Annotated in this window: 25 protein-coding genes and 6 tRNA genes; 13 read left to right on the forward strand and 18 right to left on the reverse strand. The window is 61.1% G+C overall.

Going from position 1 to position 25,890, the window contains the following annotated elements:
• Positions 1–38: 38 nt before the first annotated feature.
• The 7 genes from AC02Y0_RS08775 to AC02Y0_RS08805 form a co-directional block, all read right to left on the reverse strand.
• Entirely contained in the window at positions 39–296 is a 258-nt protein-coding gene (locus AC02Y0_RS08775; RefSeq protein ID WP_476383520.1) for a hypothetical protein, read from the reverse strand.
• A gap of 225 nt (positions 297–521) precedes the next feature.
• A tRNA-Arg gene (locus AC02Y0_RS08780) sits at positions 522–598 on the reverse strand.
• 30 nt (positions 599–628) lie between these two features.
• Entirely contained in the window at positions 629–934 is a 306-nt protein-coding gene (locus tag AC02Y0_RS08785; RefSeq protein ID WP_102020343.1) for an ETC complex I subunit, read from the reverse strand.
• A 350-nt stretch (positions 935–1,284) separates the two neighbouring features.
• The gene (locus AC02Y0_RS08790) at positions 1,285–1,656 is read right to left on the reverse strand and encodes a hypothetical protein (RefSeq protein WP_476383521.1); all 372 of its coding nucleotides are present in this window, start codon (positions 1,654–1,656) and stop codon (positions 1,285–1,287) included.
• 289 nt (positions 1,657–1,945) lie between these two features.
• Positions 1,946–2,022: transfer RNA gene (locus AC02Y0_RS08795), tRNA-Pro, on the reverse strand.
• Between the two features lie 105 nt (positions 2,023–2,127).
• On the reverse strand, positions 2,128–2,592 hold the full coding sequence (locus AC02Y0_RS08800) for a DUF192 domain-containing protein (protein WP_476383523.1): 465 nt from the start codon (positions 2,590–2,592) through the stop codon (positions 2,128–2,130).
• A 16-nt stretch (positions 2,593–2,608) separates the two neighbouring features.
• The gene (locus tag AC02Y0_RS08805; RefSeq protein WP_102019953.1) at positions 2,609–3,187 is read right to left on the reverse strand and encodes a cold-shock protein; all 579 of its coding nucleotides are present in this window, start codon (positions 3,185–3,187) and stop codon (positions 2,609–2,611) included.
• Between the two features lie 183 nt (positions 3,188–3,370).
• On the opposite strand from AC02Y0_RS08805, the gene gloA reads away from it, so the two are divergent.
• The 5 genes from gloA (at position 3,371) to AC02Y0_RS08830 (ending at position 5,632) form a co-directional block, all read left to right on the forward strand.
• Positions 3,371–3,811: a lactoylglutathione lyase gene (gloA, locus tag AC02Y0_RS08810; protein ID WP_476383524.1), complete on the forward strand. Its 441-nt coding sequence runs from the start codon at positions 3,371–3,373 to the stop codon at positions 3,809–3,811.
• A 102-nt stretch (positions 3,812–3,913) separates the two neighbouring features.
• The gene (locus tag AC02Y0_RS08815; RefSeq protein WP_476383525.1) at positions 3,914–4,909 is read left to right on the forward strand and encodes a hypothetical protein; all 996 of its coding nucleotides are present in this window, start codon (positions 3,914–3,916) and stop codon (positions 4,907–4,909) included.
• A 158-nt stretch (positions 4,910–5,067) separates the two neighbouring features.
• Positions 5,068–5,142, forward strand: a tRNA-Glu gene (locus tag AC02Y0_RS08820).
• Positions 5,143–5,313: 171 nt separating this feature from the next.
• Positions 5,314–5,388 (forward strand) — tRNA-Glu (locus tag AC02Y0_RS08825).
• A gap of 169 nt (positions 5,389–5,557) precedes the next feature.
• A tRNA-Glu gene (locus AC02Y0_RS08830) sits at positions 5,558–5,632 on the forward strand.
• Between the two features lie 36 nt (positions 5,633–5,668).
• Here AC02Y0_RS08830 and recJ read toward each other — a convergent pair.
• From recJ to AC02Y0_RS08850, 4 genes are all read right to left on the reverse strand, one after another.
• Positions 5,669–7,474, reverse strand: coding sequence for a single-stranded-DNA-specific exonuclease RecJ (recJ, locus tag AC02Y0_RS08835; protein WP_476383526.1), 1,806 nt, complete (start codon positions 7,472–7,474; stop codon positions 5,669–5,671).
• 516 nt (positions 7,475–7,990) lie between these two features.
• Positions 7,991–9,310, reverse strand: coding sequence for a homoserine dehydrogenase (locus tag AC02Y0_RS08840; RefSeq protein ID WP_476383527.1), 1,320 nt, complete (start codon positions 9,308–9,310; stop codon positions 7,991–7,993).
• Positions 9,311–9,381: 71 nt separating this feature from the next.
• Entirely contained in the window at positions 9,382–10,599 is a 1,218-nt protein-coding gene (locus AC02Y0_RS08845; RefSeq protein ID WP_476383528.1) for an LL-diaminopimelate aminotransferase, read from the reverse strand.
• A gap of 230 nt (positions 10,600–10,829) precedes the next feature.
• The gene (locus tag AC02Y0_RS08850) at positions 10,830–11,240 is read right to left on the reverse strand and encodes an SHOCT domain-containing protein (RefSeq protein WP_476383529.1); all 411 of its coding nucleotides are present in this window, start codon (positions 11,238–11,240) and stop codon (positions 10,830–10,832) included.
• 160 nt (positions 11,241–11,400) lie between these two features.
• Between AC02Y0_RS08850 and AC02Y0_RS08855 the strand changes: the two genes are divergently transcribed.
• Positions 11,401–13,233 carry a PHA/PHB synthase family protein gene (locus tag AC02Y0_RS08855; protein ID WP_476383531.1) on the forward strand — a complete coding sequence of 611 codons (1,833 nt, stop codon included), beginning with the start codon at positions 11,401–11,403 and terminating at the stop codon, positions 13,231–13,233.
• 93 nt (positions 13,234–13,326) lie between these two features.
• Here the strand turns inward: AC02Y0_RS08855 and AC02Y0_RS08860 are convergent, their stop codons facing one another.
• Positions 13,327–13,656 (reverse strand): nuclear transport factor 2 family protein, encoded by a 330-nt coding sequence (locus tag AC02Y0_RS08860; protein ID WP_476383532.1) that lies wholly within the window; start codon positions 13,654–13,656, stop codon positions 13,327–13,329.
• 77 nt (positions 13,657–13,733) lie between these two features.
• Here AC02Y0_RS08860 and AC02Y0_RS08865 point away from each other — a divergent pair, with 77 nt between their 5' ends.
• The 6 genes from AC02Y0_RS08865 (at position 13,734) to AC02Y0_RS08890 (ending at position 19,646) form a co-directional block, all read left to right on the forward strand.
• The gene (locus tag AC02Y0_RS08865) at positions 13,734–14,117 is read left to right on the forward strand and encodes a winged helix-turn-helix transcriptional regulator (protein ID WP_476383533.1); all 384 of its coding nucleotides are present in this window, start codon (positions 13,734–13,736) and stop codon (positions 14,115–14,117) included.
• Positions 14,118–14,135: 18 nt separating this feature from the next.
• Positions 14,136–14,855: a DNA/RNA nuclease SfsA gene (gene sfsA, locus AC02Y0_RS08870; protein WP_476383534.1), complete on the forward strand. Its 720-nt coding sequence runs from the start codon at positions 14,136–14,138 to the stop codon at positions 14,853–14,855.
• A gap of 41 nt (positions 14,856–14,896) precedes the next feature.
• A complete protein-coding gene (gene map / locus AC02Y0_RS08875) occupies positions 14,897–15,721 on the forward strand; it encodes a type I methionyl aminopeptidase (protein WP_476383535.1) in 825 nt (274 codons plus the stop codon).
• A 115-nt stretch (positions 15,722–15,836) separates the two neighbouring features.
• Entirely contained in the window at positions 15,837–16,703 is an 867-nt protein-coding gene (gene radC, locus AC02Y0_RS08880) for a RadC family protein (protein ID WP_476383536.1), read from the forward strand.
• A 148-nt stretch (positions 16,704–16,851) separates the two neighbouring features.
• On the forward strand, positions 16,852–18,276 hold the full coding sequence (sthA, locus tag AC02Y0_RS08885) for a Si-specific NAD(P)(+) transhydrogenase (protein ID WP_476383537.1): 1,425 nt from the start codon (positions 16,852–16,854) through the stop codon (positions 18,274–18,276).
• Between the two features lie 155 nt (positions 18,277–18,431).
• A complete protein-coding gene (locus AC02Y0_RS08890) occupies positions 18,432–19,646 on the forward strand; it encodes an MFS transporter (protein ID WP_476383538.1) in 1,215 nt (404 codons plus the stop codon).
• A 5-nt stretch (positions 19,647–19,651) separates the two neighbouring features.
• On the opposite strand, the gene AC02Y0_RS08895 is transcribed toward AC02Y0_RS08890, so the two are convergent.
• The 5 genes from AC02Y0_RS08895 to AC02Y0_RS08915 form a co-directional block, all read right to left on the reverse strand.
• Positions 19,652–20,401 (reverse strand): MBL fold metallo-hydrolase, encoded by a 750-nt coding sequence (locus tag AC02Y0_RS08895; RefSeq protein WP_476383539.1) that lies wholly within the window; start codon positions 20,399–20,401, stop codon positions 19,652–19,654.
• Positions 20,402–20,478: 77 nt separating this feature from the next.
• Positions 20,479–21,957: a trigger factor gene (gene tig / locus AC02Y0_RS08900; protein WP_476383540.1), complete on the reverse strand. Its 1,479-nt coding sequence runs from the start codon at positions 21,955–21,957 to the stop codon at positions 20,479–20,481.
• 184 nt (positions 21,958–22,141) lie between these two features.
• Positions 22,142–22,226, reverse strand: a tRNA-Leu gene (locus AC02Y0_RS08905).
• Positions 22,227–22,375: 149 nt separating this feature from the next.
• The gene (locus AC02Y0_RS08910) at positions 22,376–22,951 is read right to left on the reverse strand and encodes a GDYXXLXY domain-containing protein (protein ID WP_476383541.1); all 576 of its coding nucleotides are present in this window, start codon (positions 22,949–22,951) and stop codon (positions 22,376–22,378) included.
• Positions 22,948–24,057, reverse strand: a complete 1,110-nt coding sequence (locus AC02Y0_RS08915) for a DUF2157 domain-containing protein (RefSeq protein ID WP_476383543.1) — start codon at positions 24,055–24,057, stop codon at positions 22,948–22,950. Before AC02Y0_RS08915 ends, AC02Y0_RS08910 begins: the two co-directional genes overlap by 4 nt.
• 572 nt (positions 24,058–24,629) lie before the next feature.
• Here AC02Y0_RS08915 and AC02Y0_RS08920 point away from each other — a divergent pair.
• The gene (locus AC02Y0_RS08920; protein ID WP_006728511.1) at positions 24,630–24,776 is read left to right on the forward strand and encodes a DUF1127 domain-containing protein; all 147 of its coding nucleotides are present in this window, start codon (positions 24,630–24,632) and stop codon (positions 24,774–24,776) included.
• Between the two features lie 90 nt (positions 24,777–24,866).
• Here AC02Y0_RS08920 and AC02Y0_RS08925 read toward each other — a convergent pair whose 3' ends face one another.
• Positions 24,867–25,832: a nucleoside hydrolase gene (locus AC02Y0_RS08925; protein ID WP_476383544.1), complete on the reverse strand. Its 966-nt coding sequence runs from the start codon at positions 25,830–25,832 to the stop codon at positions 24,867–24,869.
• Between the last annotated feature and the right edge of the window lie 58 nt (positions 25,833–25,890).

Genomic DNA, 25,890 nt, shown 5'->3' on the forward strand with positions numbered 1-25,890 from the left:
GGCCGAGCTGGCCCCCATCATCAGATCGTTGCGTCAACTCACTCGGCGACGCAGTTCGGATCGGCCTTGGTTGCCGAGGAGTCCGCACTCTTCTGGCCGGGCGGGCACTGCGGCTCGTCGCCAGCACTGTTGTCGGATGCGTTCTCGTTGCCGCCATCCGTTGTGCCTTGCGTCTCGCCCTGCTGGCTGCCGCTGTCGCTGCTGCCCGGAGAATTGGAGCTGTCGGAGCTTTGCGCCCAGGAGGCGCCCGTCAGGCTCAAGGATACGATCGCGGCGGCTGCAAGCATCTTTTCCATGTGTCTCACTCCCTGTGATAGCGTTGTCTTCACGGGGAGGTTAACAAGCAAAGGCGCCTGCGGTTCCTGTTCCATACACGGAACCTTGGCAAATGATGGAGACAAGTTTGGCGCTGCCGCTGGCCTCATAGAGTGCGCGGCAGACACACTACACTTACGTCCGAAGTGTCAGGCTGTCCGGGGAAATACGCTTCGAAATGGTGAATCGACGAGATAGCCGAAAAATGGCGATCCCTGTAGGGCTCGAACCTACGACCTAGTGCTTAGAAGGCACTTGCTCTATCCAGCTGAGCTAAGGGACCGTCTCGGGGCCGCGCGAAGCGGCAGAAATGTCAGTGCGTCCAGGGCTGAAGACGGTTGTAGCGGAAGTTGTCCGTGTAGGACACGACCTGGCGCTTGGCTTCCTTGGGCAGGATGACGCGGTATTCAATGCCTTCGCGCTTCGCATAGGCTTCGGCCTGCTCCAGCGTTTCGAAGGTCAGCTTGACCTGCTGGCGGGTGTCTCCAGAGGTGGTGTAGCCCATCATCGGATCGATCTTGCGCGGTGCAGACTGGTCGAATTCCAGAACCCAAAGATGGGTCTTCGCCTTGCCGGACTGCATGGCGGTTTTCGCGGGGCGGTAGATCTTCGCAGACATGGCCTTATCCATCTCCAAGATTTTGCAGCAAGTTGCCCTGCCGCCGGACACCCGGCCCGCCGCATGCGGAAGGCCTTCTAATTCTGGTCGGTGCGGCGAGATTCTCGACCCCATATCCATTGAAAAACAATGGCATTTATCCGCTGTTCGTAAATTGCTCGCGCACTACGAGACCGACTTTCTTCGAGGTTCCGTATATCCTCGTTGGAGCGCCTTCGCAACAGCATGATGGATGAATTGCAGAGCGGATGTCCACACTCACCTGATGCCGCGACAGTCATCGAGAGGCCGCTTCCCTGCGGGCAACGCAAAGCAAATCAGCATCGCCCTCACCTTGCCCGTCAGACGGCCTAGTTTGCCTTCTTCGGTATTTGCGCCGTCGAGGTTCCCGCCCAGGCCAGTTGATTGACGAAGGCGTTGCAGGCCTCGATCGGGCCCACGAGCATGACGGCACTCATCAGATTGCTGTTCATCCGCTCGCGCGCTTTTTGAACATCCATCTCCGTCGCGCCGAGGGCGCGGGCACGGGCCAGATTTTGGTCGGCATCCGACCGCATGGCCGTTACGGCACCATAGCCGCCATAGGCCGGGCAATTCCGCGCAATTGCCTCCGCCGCCGCATGCCGGTTGAGATAGGCCTCCATCGGAGACGCGGCCGGCTTCATCGTCTGGCAGCCGGTTACCACGAGCGCCACGGCGGCAATCGTATAGATGTGTCTCATTGTGATCGTCCCCACCCCTGGATACAACCATAAGGAATAAAGGGCGCGCATTACGGCAGCAAGGGAAAATTGTGGCGTCGCCACAAATGCACGCAAGCCCCTCACGCATGCCGCAAAAGACGCGCGATTCGCCTACCGCTTGGAGACAACAGTCGGGGCGGCGCAAAGGCCTTGTCAGTATCGAGTTGGGAGGTTTTATTTGCCGGAGGTCTGTCTGTTCGTCGGTTCGCAACAGAAGACTTGTGGGACCCACGAACTCAGGATGTTCCTGATGGTCCGGCTCATTGCTTGGTCGGAGTGGAGAGATTCGAACTCCCGACCCTCTGGTCCCAAACCAGATGCGCTACCAGGCTGCGCTACACTCCGTTCAAGCAATGAAGCGGGAATACACGGTTCACCCCTCAGCCGCAACAGCAAAAAGCGGTTTGTTCGCGATTGAATCTTCAGGCGAAAACAAAGGCCGCTGCCCCGTCACTTGGGCAGGTCAAGCGGTAGCACCAGACGGGCGGTCGGTTTGAGGCCGAGTTCGGCGGCGTGGCCGCCGCGGATTTCCAGCGCATAACGCACAGGCTTGTCCGAGGAGACGATCGCCTCGGAATAGGGTGTCGTGCGCTCGGCGATGCGGGCGATCTTGCCCGTTTCGTCGATGAAGATCATGTCAAGAGATTCGGGCGTATTGGCCATCCACATGGTGACCATGCGCGTTTCGCCGAAATCAAAGAGCATGCCCGTACGGTCGGGAAGTGCCGGCCGCTCCATCAGGCCCCTCGCCCGCTGCTCGGCGGTCAGGGCCCATTCCACGTCCAGCGTGATCCGCTCGCCCGCTTCCGTCTCGAAGCTCAGTTGGCCGCGTTCAAAAACGACTTCGCTCAGCGCCACACCGGCCAGACAGAAAAACGCAAGAAGCGCCACGAAGGCGCTTCTGGTGATGGTCATCAGCTTGGTCATCGGCTCAGTGCGCACGCACGGCCGGGCCCGGATTGTCCGGGTGGATTTCGGCGGCCATCAGGCCCTTGTCGCCAGGTCCGAAGCGCACCAGCACCGTCTGGCCCGGGCGAAGCTCGGTCAGTCCGAATCGGCGAAGCGTTTCCATGTGCACGAAGATGTCCTCGGTGCCCTCGCCCCGCGTCAGGAAGCCGAAGCCCTTGGTGCGGTTAAACCACTTTACCAGCGCGCGCTCGAGACCGCTCGTCGGCGTGACCTGTACATGGGTGCGGACCGGCGGCATCTGCGATGGATGAACGGCAGTCGACTGGTCCATGGAGAGGATGCGGAAGGCCTGGTAGCCACGATCACGCTTCTGGATGAGGGCGACGATGCGGGTGCCTTCGAGGATCGTCTGGTAGCCGTCACGGCGCAGACATGTCACGTGGAGCAACACGTCCTGCATGCCGTTGTCGGGGACGATAAAGCCGAAGCCCTTGGCGACGTCGAACCACTTGACGACGCCGGTGATCTCCAGCAGGTCTACGGCTTCTCCGGACAGCTCTTCGTACTCGCCGAGCCCCTTTGATGAAATCCTGTCCGCCATTTCCCCAAGCCCCTCGAAAACGCGTCACATTGCTTAGTTAACTGATTCTTGAGATTCAGATTAACATTTGGTCAACGGATCTGCGCAAGCCCTAGTTTTACATTTCACCAGTTGCTTTTGCAGCCACAGCCTTGCTCGAAGCTGACGGCAGCCCCATATCGACCGCGTCAAAGGAGAACACCCATGCGTTACCTGCACACCATGGTCCGAGTGAAGGACCTCGAGGCCTCTCTGCACTTCTATTGCAACCTTTTCGGCCTCACCGAGATCCGCCGCTACGAGAACGAGAAGGGCCGATTCACGCTGGTCTTTCTGACCGCCGAGAAGGATCTGGACAAGGCGAAGGTGGAGATGGCCCCCTGCCTCGAGCTCACCTACAACTGGGATACGGAAGACTATACCGGCGGCCGCAACTTCGGCCATCTGGCCTATGAGGTCGATGACATCTATGCCATCTGCCAGAAACTGATGGACAACGGTGTCACCATCAACCGCCCGCCCCGCGATGGCCACATGGCATTTGTCCGCTCACCTGACGGCATTTCGATCGAGATTCTCCAGAAGGGCGAAAACCTTGCCCCTGCGGAGCCCTGGGCCTCCATGCCGAACACCGGCGCCTGGTAAGCACCACCGCCTCGCGCAAGTTTGCGCGCCTAATCTCCAGTCTACACGAGGGCCGCCCCGGCGGCCCTTTCCTTCCGCGCGAAGGTGACGACGGAGATCGACATGACTTGCTCATCCCAGCCCCAGAAACCTGCATTTGCGTTGATCGCTGTGTTCGCCAGCGCGCTGCTCGCGTCATGCCAGACCAGCGCTGACGAGGTGCTGTCAATCGGCGACGCGACACCGTCGGAAGAGGTTTCCGCATCGGCACCCGGCGGCAAGTCGTTTCGGGATCCCTATGTGGTTGCCGTTTCGGGACAACCGGCAGCCGCCGCTATGCCCGCCGCGTCTCAGAACGAAACAGATCCCCCGCGCCTGAAACGCAAACCGGTTCCGCTGGCCGCGGCCTTTGCCGATATTGCCGAACCGCCGCCGGAGGTGCTTGCCCTTCAGCAGCAGGCTGCTCAGGGACAGGGGCAACCCGCCGGTCAGCCACAAGCACAGGCTCAGGCGGACCTTGGTGACATCACCATGCAGCCGACGGCGGTGAATGCCGGCAACAACAGCCTGTTCTCTGCGGGACGGGCAAACCAGCCAAGCGTTGCGCCTACCGGTGACATGGGATCGGCGCAGGTTGCGGCAGCTGGGTCTGCGGCAAGCCCGAGCCTAGTGCCGGGCGATATGCCGACCCTCGGCGTCAATGCCGTGCGCAAGAGCCTGTTCAGCCCGTCTGCCGAACAGCAGGCATTGATGCAGCAACAGGCGCTTCAGGCGCAGACCCCGCAGCCCACAGCTGAAGGCCTGCCGCTCACCGAATCGGCTGTGGCGCCCGCCGAGGAGCAGCCGGTCCTCAAGAAGCTCTCCGACCCGCGCCCCAAGCGGAAGATACTGGCTCTTCGCGAGCCGACATCCGATGTTCCGGAACGGGTCCAGCTCACGCCTGATCAATTGCAGGCCATGGGTGCGGTCCAGGAATTCGATCCGGCAGAGCCACTGCCGGCCGATGAACAGGTCGTGGCCGAGGCAGATGCGGGTCCGAAGAAGAAGGGATGGCTGCCCTCGCTCTCCGATCTCCTCAAAGGCGGAAAGAAAGCGGACAAGGCTGCTGCGGCACCCTGATCCCGATTCTTTCGAGAGCGGCTCAAGTCCTTCCAATCAAAGCGTTTGTCGGTCACGCAACGACTGCATTTGATCGCTGTCACATTTTTTGCATGAAAGAGACAAAAGCCGCTTGCGGTCCGGGAACAGCCTGATTATAAGGGCGCCACGAAGCAGACGCGCCCTTCGTCTATCGGTTAGGACACCAGATTTTCATTCTGGGAAGAGGGGTTCGACTCCCCTAGGGCGTGCCACTTCGTATCAATCTCCCCAGCAGTTTAGTCGTCTACAGAGCCCTGTCGGGTACTGGCGTTTTCTGCCGAATCTCGCCCGCTTTCCGCGCCTGATTTTTTCTGTCGAACTTCGCCAAGTTTCCGCTTGCGGTCATCCGGACGCCTGACTATAAGGGCGCCACCGAAGCGCACGCGCCCTTCGTCTATCGGTTAGGACACCAGATTTTCATTCTGGGAAGAGGGGTTCGACTCCCCTAGGGCGTGCCACTTCGATCTTCCCCGAATATTCGCAACCTGTGGACAGCTTACGCGCAAGTGTCTGTTTCCGCTTGAGATACTGCCTCTGCGCATGCCTGTGGAAAAAATCGTCCCATGGCGTTTAAAGCCTCTTGCGCTTCCCCGAAGTTCCGGCCATAAGGGCGCCACCGAAGCGCACGCGCCCTTCGTCTATCGGTTAGGACACCAGATTTTCATTCTGGGAAGAGGGGTTCGACTCCCCTAGGGCGTGCCACTTCGATCTCCTCGACATCAGATCATATCATCCGCCTTACGGCGCCTTTGCTGCGTCCATAACGCGGAACTGCACGCGTCTGTTGCCCTGCCAGTGATCGGCGCTCAGGGTGCCTGCGACATGCACCTGGTTGCCACGGTTGTTCATCAGGAAATGGCCGAGATCGGTTTCGGCTGCCCGGAAGGCGATCCCCTCCAGACGCTTTCCATCCATGCCTTCCAGGGTGATCTTGATGTGGGTCGTCCCCACGGGGCGTGCATCCTTCAGCCGGTGCAGCGGCACGGCGAAGATGGGTTGCGGATGGCCCGAGCCATAGGGGCCCGCAGCCTCCAGCTGGTCGACGAGCGCAAGCGTCGCGCCCGAGGCACCGATGGCACCATCGATTTTCAGCGTCTGGTTGGCGGCAAGCGCCGATACCTGGGCTGTGGCCTGTTCGTCGAAGAAGCTGCGCAGCCGTCCGAGATTCGACCGCTCGACCGTCAGGCCCGCCGCCATGGCATGCCCGCCACCTTTGACCAGCAAGCCCTCATCGACCGCAGCCCGAACCATACGGCCCATATCAAAACCGTTGATCGAGCGGCCGGAACCGGTGCCCTTGCCCAGGGGATCGAAGGCAATGGCGAAGGCCGGGCGTTTGAACTTCTCCTTAAGCCGTGCGGCGAGCAGGCCGACGATGCCCGGGTGCCAGTTCTCCTTGGCGGTGACGATCACGGCTGCCCGCTCGCCCGTGCCGTATTCGGCCATCGCCTCAGCTTCTGCCTCGGCCAGCATGATGGCTTCCATCGCCTGGCGCTCACGGTTCAGTTCGTCGAGCTTTGCGGCGATCTCGTCGGCTTCTGCCGCGTCATCCAGCGTCAGCAGCCGGCTGCCGAGAGCGGCATCGCCGATGCGACCGCCGGCATTGATTCTGGGGCCGAGCAGAAAGCCGAAATGGTAGGGCGTGACAGGCCCGCCGATCCCGGCCACCCTCAGCAGAGCCGCCATACCGGCATTGTTCTGATGACGAGCGGCGATCAGGCCCTTGGTCACATAAGCGCGGTTCAGGCCCTTCAGCGGCACCACATCGCAGACAGTGGCGAGCGCCACGAGATCGAGCCAGGCAAGCAGGTCGAGCGAACGCGCATGGGGATGGCCGGCCTCTCGAAGAACCCGAAGTGTGGCCACCAGCACCATGAAGACGACACCGGCGGCGCAGAGATGGCCCTGCCCCGACAGGTCGTCCTCGCGATTCGGATTCACCAGCGCATGACAGACCGGCATCTCGTGGCCCATCTGGTGGTGGTCGATAACGACGACGTCCACACCGCGCCGTTCGGCAGCCCCCAGCGCTTCGATGCTGGTCGATCCGCAGTCGACGGTAATCAGGAGGTTCGCGCCGCGCTCGATCAGCTGGTCGATGGCTGCCGCATTCGGGCCATAGCCTTCGAAAATACGGTCCGGGATGTAGATCTCGGCCTCGATGCCGAAATGATGGAGAAAGCGGGCCATGAGGGCCGAGGACGCGGCCCCGTCGACGTCATAGTCGCCGAAGATCGCGACGCGTTCCTTTCGGTCGATCGCCTCCACGATGCGCCGAGCTGCTGCGTCGCAATCGGTCAGCTTCGACGGGTCCGGCATGAGATTGCGAATGGTCGGATCGAGAAAGGCCGGCGCCTCGTCCACACCGACGCCCCTGCCCGCCAGCACGCGGGCGACGAGTTCGGGAATGCCATGCAGCTGGCTGATCGCAAGCGCACGGTTCTGGCCGGCCTGGTCGGTGCGGGACATCCAGCGCTGGCCGCTGGCGGAGTGTTCAACGCCGAGGAAGGCGCGGATGACGGGATCTACCGGTTCAGTCGACATTACTGCTCTTTGCGGGTGCGCAGGCGCTTGCGAGCCTGCACGACAGGGCCATGGGCGGTGGCACCGCCCTCACCCGTTCTATACCGATCGCAGAAAATCACCAGAGGCCGGAGCCCGAGAGCCACAGCGCGGAGTCCGTGTCACCTCAGGACATCAACCACGCGACCAGCGCAAAGGCCACGGCCATGAATGCGGCGAGGACAAACAGAAGAGCCCAATCGGCGCGTGTTTCGACGGAAGCCGCGGATTTTGAGCGCTCGCCTTCGCGAGACCGTGACGATTGATCGTCACTGTCCAGAACGCCGTCGGATAGTTCAATCCACGGCGCTCTGCCTTTTACCAATCCCATCGACGAACTCCTCCCCAGGACCCGATAGAAGCTGGAGACTACGCTCGCATTAGACTTTTGGCGAGAGCCCAGGCGGGCAACCGCCAGAAATCATCTGACTAATGACGATTCCGGCATCGTTGCTGGTTCAACGGCGGGCCCGAGGGCGCCACCGAGTGCCGTTCCGTTCAGGTTTTGGGGCGTTCGATGCGAATCACCTGCGGCTCGCCGATCAGGTAACCTTCGCCCTTGATGGCACCGACGGCCTTGCGGACAGCGCTTTCCATCGTCGCGTGGGTGACGAGGATGATCGTCTGCGGGCGATCCGGCGTCACAGGCTGCTTGGAATGCTGGACGATCGATTCGAGCGAAATGGCGTTCTCGGCCATCTTCGTTGCAATGCTGGCGAAGACGCCGGTGCGGTCCTGCACGGTCAGGCGGATGAAGTAGCCACCTTCATGGCTCTGCATCTCGGCCTGACGATAGGGCTCAAGCAGATGGGCCGGACGGCCGAGGACGGGTACTTCCTGTGCACCCGGGCGGCTTTTCGCAATATCGGTGATGTCACCGAGCACGGCAGATGCCGTGGCATTGCCGCCGGCACCCGGGCCAACCATCAGCAATTCGCCGAGGATGTCGGATTCGAGCGCCACCGCGTTGGTCACGCCATCGACCTGGGCGATGACGCTGTCGAGCGGCACCATGGTCGGATGGACGCGCTGCTCGATGCCGCTTTCGGTCTTCTGCGCCACGCCAAGGAGCTTGATGCGGTAACCGAGGTCGGCTGCCGCATGGATGTCCTCGATCGAGATGTTGGTGATGCCTTCGAGATAGATCTTGTCCGCCGAGATCTCGCAGCCGAAGGCCAGCGTCGTCAGGATCGACAGCTTGTGGGCAGTATCATTGCCTTCGATGTCGAAGCTCGGATCGGCTTCGGCATAGCCGAGGCGCTGGGCTTCCTTGAGGCAATCGGTAAAGGACAGGCCCTCACGCTCCATCCGGGTCAGGATGTAATTGCAGGTGCCGTTCATGATCCCGTAGATGCGGGAGAAATTGTTGCCGGTCAGCGACTCGCGCAGGGTCTTGATGACGGGAATGCCGCCAGCGACCGCCGCTTCGTAGTTCAACAGGCGACCTTTTTCCTCGGCGAGTTTGGCCAGTTCAACGCCATGGCGCGACAGAAGTGCCTTGTTGGCCGTGACCACATGCAGACCGCGTCCAAGGGCTGCACGGACCGAGTCTTCGGCTGCCCCTTCAGAACCACCGACGAGTTCGACGAAGACGTCGATGTCGGCGTCCTTCGCCATCTCCACCGGATCCGCATACCAGGTGATGCCATCCATCAGGATGCCGCGATCCTTGGAGGCGTCGCGAGCCGAGACGGCCGTGACGGCGATCGGGCGACCACAGGCGACGGTCAGCGCATTGGCGCGGGTCTGGAGGATACGGACAAGCGAGGCTCCGACGGTACCGAGACCCGCCACGCCGATTTTTAGGGCATTTGCCATGAGGCATTCCTGACGTCATCGAAAAGGAAGTGAGGCGGTCCTGACGGGACCGCCTGGGGCGCAACGTGGGCTCAACGGTGGGCGTTGAGCGAAATCACGTTGTGCATGGTCTCGTCGGCAGTCGACAGGAACTTCTTGATGTTGCGGGCGGCCTGGCGGATGCGGTGTTCGTTCTCGACGAGGGCGAGACGAACATATTCGTCACCCATTTCACCGAAGCCGATGCCCGGGGCAACAGCCACATCAGCCTTCTCGACGAGGAGCTTGGAGAATTCAAGCGAACCGAGATGGCGGAACTTCTCCGGGATCTTCGCCCAGGCGAACATGGTCGCTGCCGGCGGCGGCACTTCGAAGCCGGCCTTGCCGAAGCTCTCAACCATGACGTCGCGGCGGCGGTGGTAGATGCTGCGCACTTCGGCAATGTCGGAGCCATCGCCGTTCAGCGCATGGGTCGCAGCCACCTGGATCGGCGTGAAAGCGCCGTAATCGAGGTAGGACTTGACGCGGGTCAAGGCCGAGATCAGGCGCTCATTGCCGACGGCAAAGCCCATGCGCCAGCCGGGCATGGAGAAGGTCTTCGACATCGAGGTGAATTCGACTGTGCAGTCGATCGCGCCCGGCACTTCGAGAACCGACGGCGGCGGATTGCCGTCAAAATAGATCTCAGAGTAGGCAAGGTCTGACAGTACGATGATGTCGTGCTTCTTCGCGAATGCGATGACGTCCTTGTAGAAGTCGAGGCTCGCCACGCGCGCCGTCGGGTTCGACGGGTAGTTGATGATCAGGGCCAGCGGCTTCGGGATCGAGTGCTTCACGGCGCGCTCGAGCGGCGGGAAGAAGGTCTCGTCCGGCTCGATCGAGATCGAGCGGATCACGCCGCCGGTCATCAGGAAGCCGAAGGCATGGATCGGATAGGTCGGGTTCGGGCAGAGGATAACGTCACCGGGAGCGGTGATCGCCTGCGCCATGTTGGCGAAGCCTTCCTTCGAGCCGAGGGTCGCCACGACCTGCGTGTCGGGATTGAGCTTCACGTTGAAGCGACGGGCGTAATAGGCCGCCTGGGCGCGGCGCAGGCCCGGAATGCCCTTGGAGGAAGAATAGCGGTGGGTCCGCGGGTCCTGAACCACTTCGCACAGCTTGTCGACAATCGCCTGCGGGGTCGGAAGATCGGGATTGCCCATGCCGAGGTCGATGATGTCGGCCCCACCGGCTCGCGCGCTCGCCTTCAAACGGTTGACCTGTTCGAAAACGTAGGGCGGCAAACGCCGGACTTTGTGAAACTCTTCCATCTTCAACCCCTGAAACCGCGCGGATCATAAACCGCGGCAGGCGCGCTCGTTTTCCCAGTGACCACACGCTCCGCAACGAACCGCAAAACCGGATGCGCGTGATGATATCTCAATCAGAGCGCTCGCAGGAAAATTTGTCGCAAATCCGGCGCAAGGCCTGAATCGCCGACGAAATTTTATGTCAAAAACGCCTCGGTTGCTTTGCGAAAAAAACGCCGCCAGCGCAAGCCTTAATTGGCGATCTGCGCCTGGGTTTCCGCGCCGTGCTGGGCCGCGAGCTTGCGCAACTCCGCAAGCTTGGCCTGATACTCAGCTTCAGAGATCGCGCCCGACTTGCGGGCCGCACCGAGCGAGGTCAGCTGAGCCTGCAATGCGGTCGCCTCCTCGTTGCTCATCTGGACGCTTGCGGCGTTCAGCGACCCGGCGAAGTTCGGATAGCCGTCGGCATAAGCAGGACGGGCGGCAGGCGCTTCCGGATTATCGGGATCCTCGACATTCACCTGGAGTGCTGCAGCGGCCGCGGCAACCGTCGGGGTAGCAGGTGGCGCCGACTGGCAGCCGGCGCCCGCCATCGTCGCCAGAAATGCGGCGATCAACGCCCGGCCCGAGAAACCCGAAAAATTGAACTTGCTGTGCACCATGGCCCCGACCGCCCGCGTTCGCGCGCAAAACTGACATTTCTCAAGGGCGCCACCGTCGATCATCATCGAAAGACTATGCGCCAATCGCTGGAACTTGTAGTCGTTTTCATGCAGGATAGGCAAACACAAAAGACACCAGAACAATCCTGGGGAGGATGGCATGGACAGGACGCGGGAAGAGGCCGAGGCGGGTGCCGCGTTCGATCCGAAGCTGATCGAGCCCTATATCATCAAGGATCCGCAGGCCTTCGCCGTCAACGCCGCCAAGGCGCTTGAGAACCTCGGCAAGGCCGCATCCGTCTGGCTGAAACCGCGTGAAACCGGTGAAATCGTCGACCCCGTTTCCGAGCCGGTGGCCGAACTCGTGAAGATCATGGGCAAGGTGGCGGAATACTGGATGTCCGACCCGAAACGGACGCTCGAAGCGCAGACCCACCTGCTCAACGCGGTCTTCGTCGTCTGGAGCCGGTCGCTGGCGCGATTCGCAACGCCGGAACAGCCGCTCGCCGATCCATTCCCCAAGGACAAGCGCTTCTCCGACGAGGACTGGGAGCGCAATCCCTTCTTCGATTTCCTCCGCCAGACCTATCTCGTGTTGTCGCAGTGGGCAGAGAAGATGGTCAATGATGCCGGTGGCCTCGACGAACACACGCGCCACAAGGCGAACTTCTATATGCGGCAGATCACGGCAGCACTTTCGCCCGCCAACTTCGTCGCGACCAACCCGCAGCTCTATCGTGAGACCGTGCAGAGCAGCGGAGCGAACCTCGTCAAGGGCATGCAGATGCTCGCCGAGGACATTGCCGCCGGCGGCGGGGATCTCAGGATCCGCCAGACCGATACCAGCAAGTTCGCCGTCGGCGAGAACATGGCGATCACGCCTGGCAAGGTGATCGCCCAGAGCGACATATGCGAGGTCATCCAGTACGAGCCGACGACAGAGACGGTGCTGAAGCGCCCTCTCCTGATCTGCCCACCCTGGATCAACAAGTTCTACATCCTCGATCTCAATCCGCAGAAGAGCTTCATCAAGTGGTGCGTCGACCAGGGGCATACGGTCTTCGTCATCTCCTGGGTCAATCCGGACGAGCGGCACGCAGCTAAAGACTGGGAAGCCTATATCCGCGAGGGCGTCGATTTTGCGCTCGACACGGTGGAGAAGGCGACCGGCGAAAAACAAGTGAATGCGATCGGCTATTGTGTCGGCGGAACTCTGCTTGCGGCGGCTCTTGCCCTGCATGCGCAGGAGAAGAACAAGCGCATCGCCAGCGCCACGCTGTTCACCACGCAGGTGGATTTCACCTTTGCCGGCGATCTCAAGGTCTTCGTCGATGAGGAGCAGTTGTCGGACCTCGAAGAGCGGATGAAGTCGACGGGCTATCTCGACGGCTCGAAGATGGCAGCGGCCTTCAACATGCTGCGCTCCTCCGAGCTGATCTGGCCCTATTTCGTCAATAACTATCTGAAGGGCCAGGATCCGATGCCCTTCGACCTGCTCTACTGGAACTCCGATTCGACCCGGATGGCGGCGGCGAACCACTCCTTCTATCTGCGCAATTGCTACCTCAACAACACGCTGAGCCAGGGCAAGATGCAGCTGGCCGGCAAGACGCTGTCGCTGAAGGACGTAAAGATCCCGATCTACAATCTCGCAACCAAGGAAGACCACATCGCACCGGCGAAGTCGGTCTTCGTCGGCAGCAGCCTGTTCGGTGGTCCTGTCGATTTCGTCGTCTCAGGCTCTGGCCATATCGCCGGCGTCGTCAATCCGCCCGACAAGCAGAAGTACCAGTTCTGGACCAATGGGAAGGTTGCCGGCACCTACGAGGACTGGATGGCGAATGCCAAGGAGACGTCAGGCTCCTGGTGGCCGCATTGGCAGACCTGGGTGGAGAACCTCGCCGACGAGCGCATCCCGGCCCGCAAGCCGGGCGGAGACGCGCTCAACGCGATCGGCGATGCGCCGGGACGGTATGTTATGGCGAGGGTCTAGAGCCTTGAGAGGTGAAGAGCCTTCCCGGCTCGATTGTCTCACAATGTTGGCACCTCACCGGCGAACTCGGCGGGTCGATCCTGAACGGCACGGTTATGGGGCGATCTCCAGGCTGGTGATCATGCCGCGCTCGGTCATGAAGCGATAGCGGAGGGTGATCGGACTGCCTGGAAAATTGCCGGAAACTTCGGCCGTGGCGATCACGGTGTCACCGTCGGTTTCAACGTTCAGAAGCTCGGAGCGGTCATAGTAGGCGGCTATGGTCTCCATCATCCAGGCGCGAATTTCCTGCGGGCCGCGATGTGTGCGGCTTTCGTCTCGGACGACGGCGTTGTCGGAAAATCCGGAAAGCGCTTCAGCAAAATCGCGTGCATTTCTGCCTTCGAAATAGGCCTCTACAGGCCCGGTCATTGTATTCGACATGGGATCAGATCTTTCGTTCTCAGTTGCGAAAGAGCGGCGCGCTTGCTCGAAGACGAAGATGGCTATACGCTCGCAGAATGACAAGAACAGACGAAAAAGTAAGGTACCCACTTAAAAGTAAGGATGCCTTCCTGACGCCGGCTGACGGGGCCGAAGGCGTGGAAAATGTCCTGCGAATTCTCGAGGGGCGCTGGAAGCTGGTGATCCTGTTTCAACTCTTCGGTGGGGCCGTGCTGCGCTTCTCGGAGCTCGAGCGAGCGATCCCGGGGATTTCACAGAAGATGTTGATCCAGCAGCTCCGCCAGATGGAGAGCGACGGCATTGTCCGTCGGATCGTCCATCATCAGGTGCCGCCCAAGGTGGAGTATCACCTGACAGACTGGGGACAGGCGCTCTGCCCTGCCCTTGATGCACTGCTGACCTGGGCGATCAACAAGCCCGATGCTGATCCGGCTGCTTAGGCCTCTGCGAAAACAGCCATGATCTTCTCCCCACCCCTCATCCCTGCCCGGCTCTTGCGCCGCTACAAGCGCTTCCTCTTCGACGCGGTGCTCGACGATGGCACTGAAATCACCGGGTTCTGCCCCAATACGGGCTCCATGCGCGGCCTGACGGAACCGGGATCGCGGATCTGGCTCTCGCGTCATGATACTGCGACCCGGAAATACGCCTATGCGCTCGAACTGGTCGAAGCGGACGGTACGGTCGTCGGGGTAAACACGGCCCTGCCCAATCGGCTCGCGGAAGAGGCAATCCTCGCCGGGCTCGTGCCGCCGCTTGCGGGCTTCCGGACGCTCAAGCGCGAGCAGCGTTACGGCCGCAATTCGCGGATCGACATCCTGCTGGAGGACGAAACCAAGGGCAGCGTGCATGTCGAGGTGAAGAACGTGCATTTCATCCGAGAGGCAGGTCTTGCGGAGTTTCCCGACAGCGTGACGACCCGCGGCGCCAAGCATCTCGATGAGATGGGTGATCTCGTCGATCAGGCCAAGCGGGCGGCGATGCTCTTCATCATCCAGCGTGCCGACTGTGACTGCCTCAGGATCTGCGCTGATCTCGATCCCGGTTATGGCCGCGCGTTTGCGCGTGCGGTTGCCCGCGGTGTGGAGGCCTATGCCGTGCGCTGCCATCTCGATCAGGGCAAAATCGTGCCTGAAAGCCTCATCCGGATAGACGAAGACGGGTTCGGTCGTTTATGAACGGCCAAAGCTCATAGATTAGAACTTGCGAAAGCCACACCATGGTCACCTATATCGACGCGGCGACGGCACCGCTGAAGAACACCGGCGCGATCCGTCTCTACGGCGCAGACGATTTCGAAGGCATGCGCCGCGCCTGCCAGTTGACCGCGCGCTGCCTCGATGCGCTGGCGCCTATGGTCAAGCCTGGTGTCACCACAGCCGCCATCGACCGGTTCGTCTTCGAGTTCGGTGCCGATCACGGCGCCCTGCCCGCGACCTTGAACTATCGCGGCTACAAGTATTCGGTCTGCACCTCGATCAACCACGTCGTCTGTCACGGGATGCCCGATGACAAGCCGCTGCGCGATGGCGACATCGTCAACATCGACGTGACCTATCTGCTGGATGGCTGGCATGGTGATTCCAGCCGCATGTATCCGGTCGGCCAGGTCAAGCGGGCGGCCGAACGGCTGATGGAAGTCACCTATGAGTGCCTGATGCGCGGTATCGCTGCCGTGCGTCCCGGCGCACGCACGGGTGCAATCGGCGAAGCTATCCAGACTTATGCCGAGGCCGAGCGTTGTTCGGTCGTGCGCGACTTCTGCGGCCACGGCGTCGGACGGCTCTTCCACGACAGCCCGAACATCCTGCACTACGGAAAGTCGAACGAAGGTCCGGAGCTGCGTGAAGGCATGATCTTCACCATCGAGCCGATGATCAATCTCGGCAAGCCGCATGTGAAGGTGCTGTCCGACGGCTGGACTGCGGTCACCCGGGACCGGTCGCTGACCGCGCAGTACGAGCACACGGTCGGCGTCACAGCCAATGGCTGCGAGATCTTCACCCTTTCGCCAACAGGGCTCGACCGGCCCGGCCTCGGCTGAGGCAACAGCGCCGACACAGCCTTTCGCAACTTGAACTTGCGCACGGCGGCAGTCGTGTCACTATATCCGTGCGGCTGCTCAGCCGCTCGACCATGAGGGTCAGGATTGGGGTGGCATGACGAGCAAGCTTCCGTTTTCAGACGAACCCTTGCGCCACGAGGGCGCGGCAGCACAACCGGCCGGCGATCTCTTCGGCGCAGGCCAAGCGCAGATGATGGATGGCGCAGACGAGCGCAGCTTCTTCGCCGAACAGCCGGCGCGCGAGAGCAATCTGGCGAAGGCCGCCTCCACACGCGCCACGCTGCAGCCAGAGGCGCATTACCTTGGCCATCGGGAACGCCTGCGCAGTCGGTTCCGCGAAGGCGGCGAGACAGCCCTTGCCGACTACGAGATCCTCGAACTCCTGCTTTTCCGGCTCATCCCCCGACGCGACACCAAACCGATCGCCAAGGCCTTGCTGGCGCGGTTCCAGACGCTTGCCGGTGTGCTCGGCGCGCCTCCGGGCTTGCTGCAGGAGGTCAAGGGCGTGGGTGAAACGGTGGCGCTCGACCTCAAGCTGATCGCCAATGTCGCCCAGCGCATGCTGAAGAGCGAACTTCGTGAAAAGCAGGTGCTGTCATCCTGGTCGTCGGTGATCGATTACTGTCACGCCGCCATGGCCTATGAGACGACAGAGCAGTTCCGCATTCTCTTCCTCGACAAGCGCAACGTGCTGATTGCCGACGAGATCCAGGGGCGCGGCACCGTCGATCACACGCCTGTCTATCCACGCGAGGTGGTCAAACGGGCACTCGAACTGTCTGCGACCGCCATTATCTTGGTGCATAACCATCCCAGTGGCGACCCGACACCGTCGCGGGCGGACATCGACATGACCCGGACCATCGTCGAAACCGCCAAGCCACTGGGTATCACCGTGCATGACCACATCATCATCGGCAAGGATGGTCATGCGAGCCTTAAGGGCCTCCGGCTGATCTGACGGCCAGGCGCTGAAGGCTCCCCCAGATCGGGGGTGCCCCAACCCTGTCGCCGCTCCAGCATGATAACGAAACGGTGACGTTGCCCTGTCATACTGCTGTTTGATAATGTGCACTGCAGCATTGCGGCAGGCGAATCAGAGGCACCTCATGAACCAGTATGACTTCGTCGTGATCGGTAGCGGACCGGCCGGACGCCGTGCGGCGATCCAGGCTGCCAAGCTGGAAAAGAAGGTTCTTGTCATCGAAAAGGGCACGCGCGTCGGCGGCGTCTCGGTACATACCGGCACCATTCCGTCGAAGACCCTGCGCGAGACGGCCCTGAACCTCACCGGCTGGCGCGAGCGCGGTTTTTACGGCCGCAGCTACCGTGTGAAGCAGGAAATCAACGCTGACGACTTGCGCCGCCGCCTGCTCATCACGCTCGACCACGAGGTCGAGGTGCTTGAGCATCAGTTCTCCCGCAACCGCGTGCAGCAGATGCGCGGCACGGCGCGCTTCATCGATGCGCAGACGATCGAAGTGACGAAGGAAGATGGCGAGGTGCTGCAGGTGCAGGCCAAGTCCGTTCTTCTCGCCGTCGGCACCCGTCCCTTCAAGCCCTCGCATATTCCCTTCGACGGTTCGAGCATCATCGACAGCGACGAAATCCTCGAGATCAAGGAACTGCCGCGCTCGATGATCGTCATTGGCGCCGGTGTTATCGGCATCGAATATGCGACGATCTTTTCGGCGCTGGATACCGCAGTCACCGTGGTCGAGCCACGCGACACGATGCTCGACTTCATCGACAAGGAAATCGTCGAGGATTTCACCTACCAGCTGCGTGATCGCAATATGAAGCTGATCTTCGGCCAGACGGTCGAGGGTGTCGAGAAGGTCGACGGCAAGTGCCGGGTAACGCTGAAGAACGGTCGTGTTCTGACCGCCGAAATGGTCCTTTTCGCTGCCGGTCGCGTCGGGGCGGTCGATTCGCTGAACCTGGAGGCCGCAGGGCTCGAAGCTGACAATCGTGGTCGGTTGAAGGTCAACCCCGAGACATTCCAGACCGCCGTCCCCACTATCTATGCGGCCGGTGACGTGGTGGGCTTCCCGTCGCTCGCCTCGACTTCGATGGAGCAGGGCCGGATCGCGGCTCGCCATGCCGTCGGCGCGCCGTCTCATGAACCGCCACAGTTCTTCCCCTATGGCATCTATGCGGTTCCCGAGATCTCGACTTGCGGGCTCACGGAAGAAGAGGTCATCCAGCGCAGCATTCCCTATGAAACGGGCATCGCGCATTTCCGCGAGACCTCGCGCGGTCACATCATGGGCCTCGACAGCGGCATGCTGAAGATGATCTTCTCGCTCAAGACCCGCCGCCTTCTCGGCGTGCATATCGTTGGCGAAGGTGCGACCGAACTGGTGCATATCGGCCAGGCGGTGCTCAATCTCAAAGGCACGGTCGAATATTTCGTCGAGAACACCTTCAACTATCCGACGCTCGCTGAAGCCTACAAGATCGCCGGGCTCGACGCGTGGAACCGGATGGGCGAGCTGAAGACGGAAAAGGTTGAGCGGCGGGCTGCCGAGTAAACCCTAGCCAGCGAAAAGCAGCCAATTGCGGACGGCAGGCTTCTGGCTTGCGTGAGATCGGCTGACGTCGCGCCGCGACTCATGTCAGGATGGTCTTCTTTAAACCATCCGGCTCCCCGCCGATTTTTCGCTGCGGCTGCAGCAGAGATCCTCTCATGTTTTCATCCTTCGGCCAGATTGCCGGCCGTCCGCAATTGCTCGTCTTGTCCTTGATGATATTCGCCCAAGGCTCGGCCTTTGGGGCAACGATCCCCTATCTTTCCGTGACCGCGATCGGCACGCTGGGGATGAGCGATCAGGCTTTCTCGCTGCTCGTTCTGGTCTCCTCGGTGTCCGCCGTCGTCATCAGCGTTTCGCTCGGCATTCTCTCAGATCTCTTGGGTGACAGGCGCCATATGCTGATGGCGATGTCAGCGCTGGGTTTCATCGGCTACGGCGCCATCTACCTGTTTCCCTCTGTCCCGGTCTTCCTCGGCGCGACCTCGCTGGTCGTGCCCTTCTTCTACGCCACCAGCTCGCTGCTGTTTGCCAGCGCGCGGCTGGAAACCGGCGACATCGAACCGGCGGATGCAGCCTCGATCAACGGCACCTTGCGCGCCGTGGTTTCTGCCGCCTGGGTGATAACGCCGGCGGGACTTGGGCTGGCGCTCGGGGCGTCCGGCAATATGCTCGGCGCCTGGGGGATCGCCGCGCTGTTTTGCCTGTTCATCCTCATCTGCGCGACATTTGTGCTGAAGGCCCCGCCCAGCCGGCCGGCCCGCGACACCTCGGCGCCCGGCTTTCTCGCGGCGCTCAAGGAGCTCGCCGCCCGCGACGTTCTGATCCGCATGGTTTCGATCGCGGCGATCACCTCGACCTTGCGGCTTAGCGGCACGGTCTGGCCTCTCATCCTCACGCTTCAGCTCGGCGGCAAGACCGCCGATGTCGGGCTGATCGCCGGCATGACGGCACTTGTCGAGATCCCCTTCATGCTGATGTGGGCGCATTTGCTCAAGCGCCACGGCATTGTTGGAATGATCGTGACTGCGGCACTCGGCTATGGCGCCTACATGGCAGCCCTCAGTTTCGCCTCGGCGCCTTGGCACATCTATGTGCTGGCGCTGCCGGGTGCGGCCTTTGCCGCAGCTCTGCTGGCGCTGCCGCTCAGCTATTTCCAGGATCTATTTCCCGGACGCCCCGGCCTCGGCACGGCTTTCCTGCCGATCAATTCCTTCCTCGGCAATGGAATCAATGCGGCCGCCTTCGCGGTCGGCTCGCATTACCTTGGCTATTCCGGATCGGCGTGGCTCGGGCTGGTGCTGGCCGTGCTCGGCGTGATCGGTCTCTTGTCGGTGGAACGGCGTGTGGCCCGTGCCGGTCCTGAGGGCTGATCCGGTTAGAAGCTCAGGATCTCGCCGTCTTCGGGCACCAGCAATCGGCTCTTATCGATAGAGGCGGCAGCAGCTATGCGCCTGAGATCGGCGCGCGAGACCGTCGCATGGTCGACCGCATCGAGATGGGTGACGACAACGGTCGCATGAACTGACAGCCTGACGGTATCGAGCACCATCGGACCATCCATCACCAATGGCCCCTTGCCCTGCCAAAGTGCACCGCAGCCATGAACCACAACGATATCTGGCCTTTCATGCGCCAACACGGCCTCCGCCTCAGGGCAGAGGATCGTGTCGCCCGCCCAGTAGAGCGTCGGCTCGCCTGCAGCGCTGATCAGAAAGCCGGAAACCTCCCCCATATCGTCCAGCACTTCCGGCGGTCCATGGCGGCCATCCGTTGTGCGAATGGTGACGCCCCCGACAGTCATCCCGTCGCCGATTGCCTGTACATCGGAAAAACCCATCGCGGCGATCTGATCCCGGTCACGGGCGTGGCAGAAGATCGGGATGGACTTCGGCAGCGCCCGTTGTGCCGCTTCGTCAAAATGGTCGGAATGGAGATGTGAAATCAGGACCGCATCGATGCCATCCAGCAGTTCTACCACCGTCAGAGGCAGGTCTACGAGTGGTGAGGTAGCTCGGCCGGAATAGCTGCGCCCTTCGCCCTTGGCCGCAAGCCAGGGATCGATGAGCAGCCGGCTGCCAGCCACATCGACGGTGAGCGTCGCACTGCGAATTAGCCTGATCTGCATGACCCATCCCCATCGCTTAAAGACGAAAAAGCCGCCCCGAAGGACGGCTTTCTCTCAAGTTCAATAAGGCACGAAGATTACTCGGCGTCGCCTTCGGCGGCCTTCTTCTTCGGAGCTGCCTTCTTCTTCGGAGCGGCTTCTTCGCCTTCGGCAGCGTCTTCAGCCTTGGCAGCAGCCTTCTTCTTCGGAGCAGCCTTCTTGGCCGGCTTGTCGCCTTCTTCAGCGTCGTCAGCGAGGAGCTCATCCTTGCTCACGGTCTTGTCGGTGACGGAGACTTCAGCCAGCAGCTTGTCGATGACTTTCTCTTCGAAGATCGGTGCGCGCAGGGAAGCTGCTGCACCCGGCGTGTTGCGGAAGAAGTCGAGGATCTGCTTTTCCTGGCCCGGGAACTGCTGCAGCTGAGCGAAGAGCGACCGCTGCATTTCTTCTTCGGTCACTTCGATGCCGGCCTTTTCGCCGATTTCGGAGAGAACGAGGCCGAGGCGAACGCGACGCTCGGCAAGAGCGCGGTATTCTTCGCGGGCCGCTTCTTCCGTCGTGTCTTCATCAGCAAAGGTCTTGCCGGACTGGGCGAGATCGGTGTTGATCTGGCGCCAGATGTTCTCGAACTCGGCATCGACGAGCTTCGAGGGCGATTCGAACTTGTAGAGCTCGTCCAGCTGGTCAAGGATCTGACGCTTGACCTTCTGGCGGGTGACGTTGCCGTACTGGCTTTCGATCTGGCCGCGGACGATTTCCTTCAGCTTCTCGACCGATTCGACGCCGAGCTTGGTGGCCAGTTCGTCATTGATTTCGGTCTTGGCCGGGCTTGCGACTTCCTTGACGGTGATGTCGAAGGTCGCTTCCTTGCCAGCGAGGTTGGCTGCCGGGTATTCGGCCGGGAAGGTTACGGTGATGACCTTTTCGTCACCAGCCTTCAGGCCAACCAGCTGCTCTTCGAAGCCCGGGATGAAGCGGTTCGAGCCGATGACCAGCTCTGCGTCTTCGTCCTTGCCGCCGTCGAAGGCTTCGCCATCGACCTTGCCGAGGTAATCCATGGTGACGCGGTCGCCATCAGCGGCCTTGCCCTTCTTCGCTTCGAAGGTGCGGGCGCTCTCGGCGATCTTTTCGATCTGCTCGTTGATCTCGTCTTCAGAGACTTCAACGACTTCGCGGGTCACCTTGATGCCATCGACCGACTTCAGTTCGATCGCCGGGATGATTTCGTAAGACAGCGTGAACTCCAGGTCAGCCTGGGCCGACAGGATCTTTTCCGCTTCCTTCTCGTCCTCGGTCATGACGATTTCCGGCTGGGTCGCCGACTTTTCGCCGCGCTCCGACAGGATCGCCGACGGCTTGTCACGGATGATCTCGTTGACGAGCTCGGCCATGATCGACTTGCCGTACATCTTCTTGACATGAGAGGTCGGCACCTTGCCCGGGCGGAAGCCGTTGATGCGGACCTTGTCCTTCACATCGGCCAGGCGCTCATTCATGCGCTGTTCCATGTCCTTGGCCGGAATGATGACCTTGATTTCGCGCTTCAGCCCTTCAGCGAGCGTTTCGATAACCTGCATGTTCTTACCTTCATGTCGTGGCGGCCGTGCTCGGACAGCCGGTGTTTTCCCTGAGCACGACGCCGGAATTGATTTTCCCGGACGTGGCTGCGTCGCAATTCGTCAACAATCTGCCAAGCAAAACGGCGCCGGACTGACAGGAGCCACACCTCGGTGTTCTCTCGTCGATCCCGCGCGGCTTAGCTGGTGCGGGTAGAGAGACTTGAACTCCCACGCCTTGCGGCACCAGAACCTAAATCTGGCGTGTCTACCAATTTCACCATACCCGCGTCCAAAAGCGCATGTCGCATTCGCGCATGGCCCCTCCGGAGCGCGCGTCTCTATAACACCCGTTTTCCCGCACGCAAAGGAAAAATGACAGTCTTGCAGGGCGCTCGCGACCCGCTTCACAGGCATTTCAGCAAGCGACTGGCACGGTTCAGTAAAGCGGCTCCTCGTATAGTGGCTCCCCGTCGAGCATCAGGGCGCGAATCTGCCCCTGCCCGGTATCGGAGATACGAACCGCAACCGAAACCCGGCCTTGGTTCCGGCCATCCTCGATCGGCTTGCCCTCACCTTCAGGCACGTAATAGCGCTCGATCCCGTAGGAGACCGTCAGGTTGCCCGCGTTCTGCCACTCCCAGTCGTAAATCGTGATAGGCATCGAAAGCAGGATCACGCTGCCCTCTTCAGCCTGAAGCGGATCGAAGGATGCCTCCGAGACAATCCAGTATCCGTCCGTGCCCGACTTCAGGCGGACATGCAACCGCTCAGCGTCGCCAGTTTCGGGTTTCTGACCGGTGACCGAGGTCGTAGAGATGGTCGAGATGTCATAGGTGAGGATGACATAGTCACCGCGCAGAAGATCACGCGGATCGACAGGCGCGGTCTTCAATAGCACCTCTGTTCCCGATCTGAGGATGCCCGCGCGCCCCTCGATCATATAGCCGAGGATCGCCGTCTGCAGGAGAGCAACGAAAAGCGCGACGGCGGCAAAGGGTTTGGCGGCGATCATGACTTCACCTCTGCGGCAAGACGGGAGAAGCGCTTCTCGAGGCGGATGACCACGTAGGCAAGTACCGCAACCACGAGACCGGAGAGGAGGAAGAAGGCAGATGTGCCGAGAATGCTGTCTATCGTTTCGTAGGAGAGGTAAAGAATTTCCGCCGCGAACGCCCCGTAGGCAAGCAAACGCACCGCGCCATTGTCACGACCATCCAGGGCGATGGCGGCAATCGAGAGGGCCAAAATGATGATGCCGAGCACGGCGATAGACACCGCATCCACGGCACTTCCCTGCGCATAGGCGAAGCCGCTCATCGCTATGATCAGGGTGTAGAAGCTCGCAGACGCGCCGAGCCTGCGATGCAGGTCCGCTAGAGGAGAACGCGGCAGCGTCAGTGACAGGAAGAGAAGCGTCGCGACGACGGCCACGACGAGGGCGTGGAGCTCGCCCCGCTCAAGTATGACCATCCACCAGATCCAGGCGAGGAGAAGCATGTAGCCGAAATGCTTGGCTCGGTTCGCTGCCGTCCAGCGCGACAGGCCAAAGACCACGGCCGCCCCGAATGGCGGCCACCAGGCCCAAAGGCCATGGCTACCGACATCCCAACCGAAACTGTCGAAACCGCCGCCGAAAGTGACGAGTGCGAGCACACCGGTCACCACGGCCAGCGCGCCCGACCGGAAGAGGGCTGCCGAAACGGCGGTCACTGAAAACCACAGGAACATGGCTGAAAAGGTATCGCCCGAGAGGTGATACAGCTGGCCGATCAGCGCGATCGCCCCACCGAAGGCCGCAGACCCCAGAACTAGGGAGGCCGCCGCAATGCGGTCGGCGCCGCGGCTCCTGGCAAGCAGTGCCGCCAGATGAAAGATCCAGATCAGACCGATGATGCCGGCGACCTTGATCAGTCGGGGAATCAGCTCCCAGTTGGCCGCGATCAGCATCAACAGAGAGGCCGCGATCAGGACAGCTGCGAACATCGACAGGATCGACCCGATGCTGAAGCCCGAGCCGCGGCGATCCACGTCATCGAGCAGCCTTGTGGCCGTGGCGGCGTCGATCAGCCCCCGCTTGACCCAGTCGTCGAGGTCGCGTTTCAACCTGCCTCTGTACATCTGCCTGCCCCCTTGAATTCGAAGGCAATCTGAAACGACACAGGCAGAAAAACAAGCCGCAAGGCACAGGGAGCAACGAGGCCAGCCGCCCATGCAAGAACCGCATGCCTTCCATGCTCTTTTTGCACTGCACAAAGTCGTACGTGTCGCCTATATTCATTCTCAACAGAGCGACGGAACTTCTGGCGCTTCTTCTTCGACCCGCTCACTCCTCCTCCCAGAGCGGGATCGATTGGCCAACGACACTCCTCCTCCCAGTCGTTGGTCTGCAAAAATGACGCTCACCGGACCTCCTCCCCCGGTGAGCGTTATTTTTTGTCTTCTCCCCCACTTCTGACTGCCTTGCGTTACGGGCTGCCGTATGATCTGCCCGAATGCAACGCACGATGGGATTTGAGGCAACCGCACAAAAAATCATCAGTTAACAATGAGTTAAATCGATTGATATGCGTAGAACGCATGGGTGCTCTGCCGCATTATGCCTTCAATGATTTCGCATCGCAGCATATATTCAGATCAACAAATTCGAAGGGGCCCACAGACGGGTCCAAACCACCAAAGAGGTAGACCCCATGAACATCGCTCGTTCGCTCAACAATTGGCGCAAGTATCGTCAGACCATCACCGAACTCGGCCGCATGTCGGACCGCGAACTGCGTGACCTCGGCATTGGCCGCGAAGACATCCGTCGCGTTGCCCGCCACGCCGTCAACGGCTGATTGGTCCCGACTTCGGTCGGATCCCAAATAGAAAAACCCTGGATCTCCTCCCAGATCCGGGGTTTTTCTTTGTCTGCTCGGCGCTGCTGCTCAGTCTTCGCGGACGGCCACGATAACATCGTGGATCAGCTTCAATACAGCCGGCGCGTCGATCTCGGTGCAGATCTTCTGGCTTGGCAGGTCACCATCCCAGTCGGAGGGACCGAATCCGCGACCATCCGGCTTCTGGATCGTCTGGCCGTCGGCAATGCCGCCGCAGACCACACGGATCACGCCGCTGCGGGTCTTGAAGAGTTCCGGTGCGACGACATAGACGCAGGCGCAGCTGTCGTGAACGACCATGCCGTCATCGACCAAGCCCTCGTAGAAATCGATGTAGAACTGCGAGAGGTCGAAGAGCAGGCGCGCGCGGCTGGTGCCGGCGGCGTCCCTGATGTCGGCGAGCTGCGAACGTGTCATCACCGTCTGCATCGTCACGTCGAGACCAACGACCACGACAGGCCATTTTGCCGTCATCACCACGTCTGCTGCTTCCGGGTCGCCATGGATATTGGCTTCGGCCGCCGGCGTCACGTTGCCGTTGACGTCAAAGGCGCCGCCCATGATGACGATCTCCTTTACCAGATTGACGATCTCGGGGTCTTCCTTCAGCGCATTGGCGAGATTGGTCATGCGGCCAACGGCAACGATCGTCACCTCGCCCGGATTGGCACGGACCGTCTCAACGATAAAGCGATGGGCCGGGCGCGGGTCGGGATGGACGTCCGTCACCTCGGGCACGCCGATATTGCCGAGACCGTCATCGCCATGGATGAATTTCGGCGGCTCGTGGCTGACGCGATGCGGAATGAAGGTCTCACCAGCGCCGCGGGCAACTGGTGAATCGATCTTCCATTCGCGTTTCAGGAAGAGCGCGTTGCGCGTGGTCACGTCGATCTCGGCATTGCCAAAGACCGTGGTGATGCCGAGGAGGTCGATCTCCGGATGATGGTGCAGGAAGAGAAGCGCCATGGCGTCGTCGACGCCGGGATCCGTGTCAAAGATGACCTTGTGCATGGGGGAAATCCTTTTCTTGTTGTTGTTGTTCGGCGTCCGCCGAGCGCGTCGGACGATA

Source organism: Allorhizobium sp. nf9_anc (genome assembly GCF_056323085.1).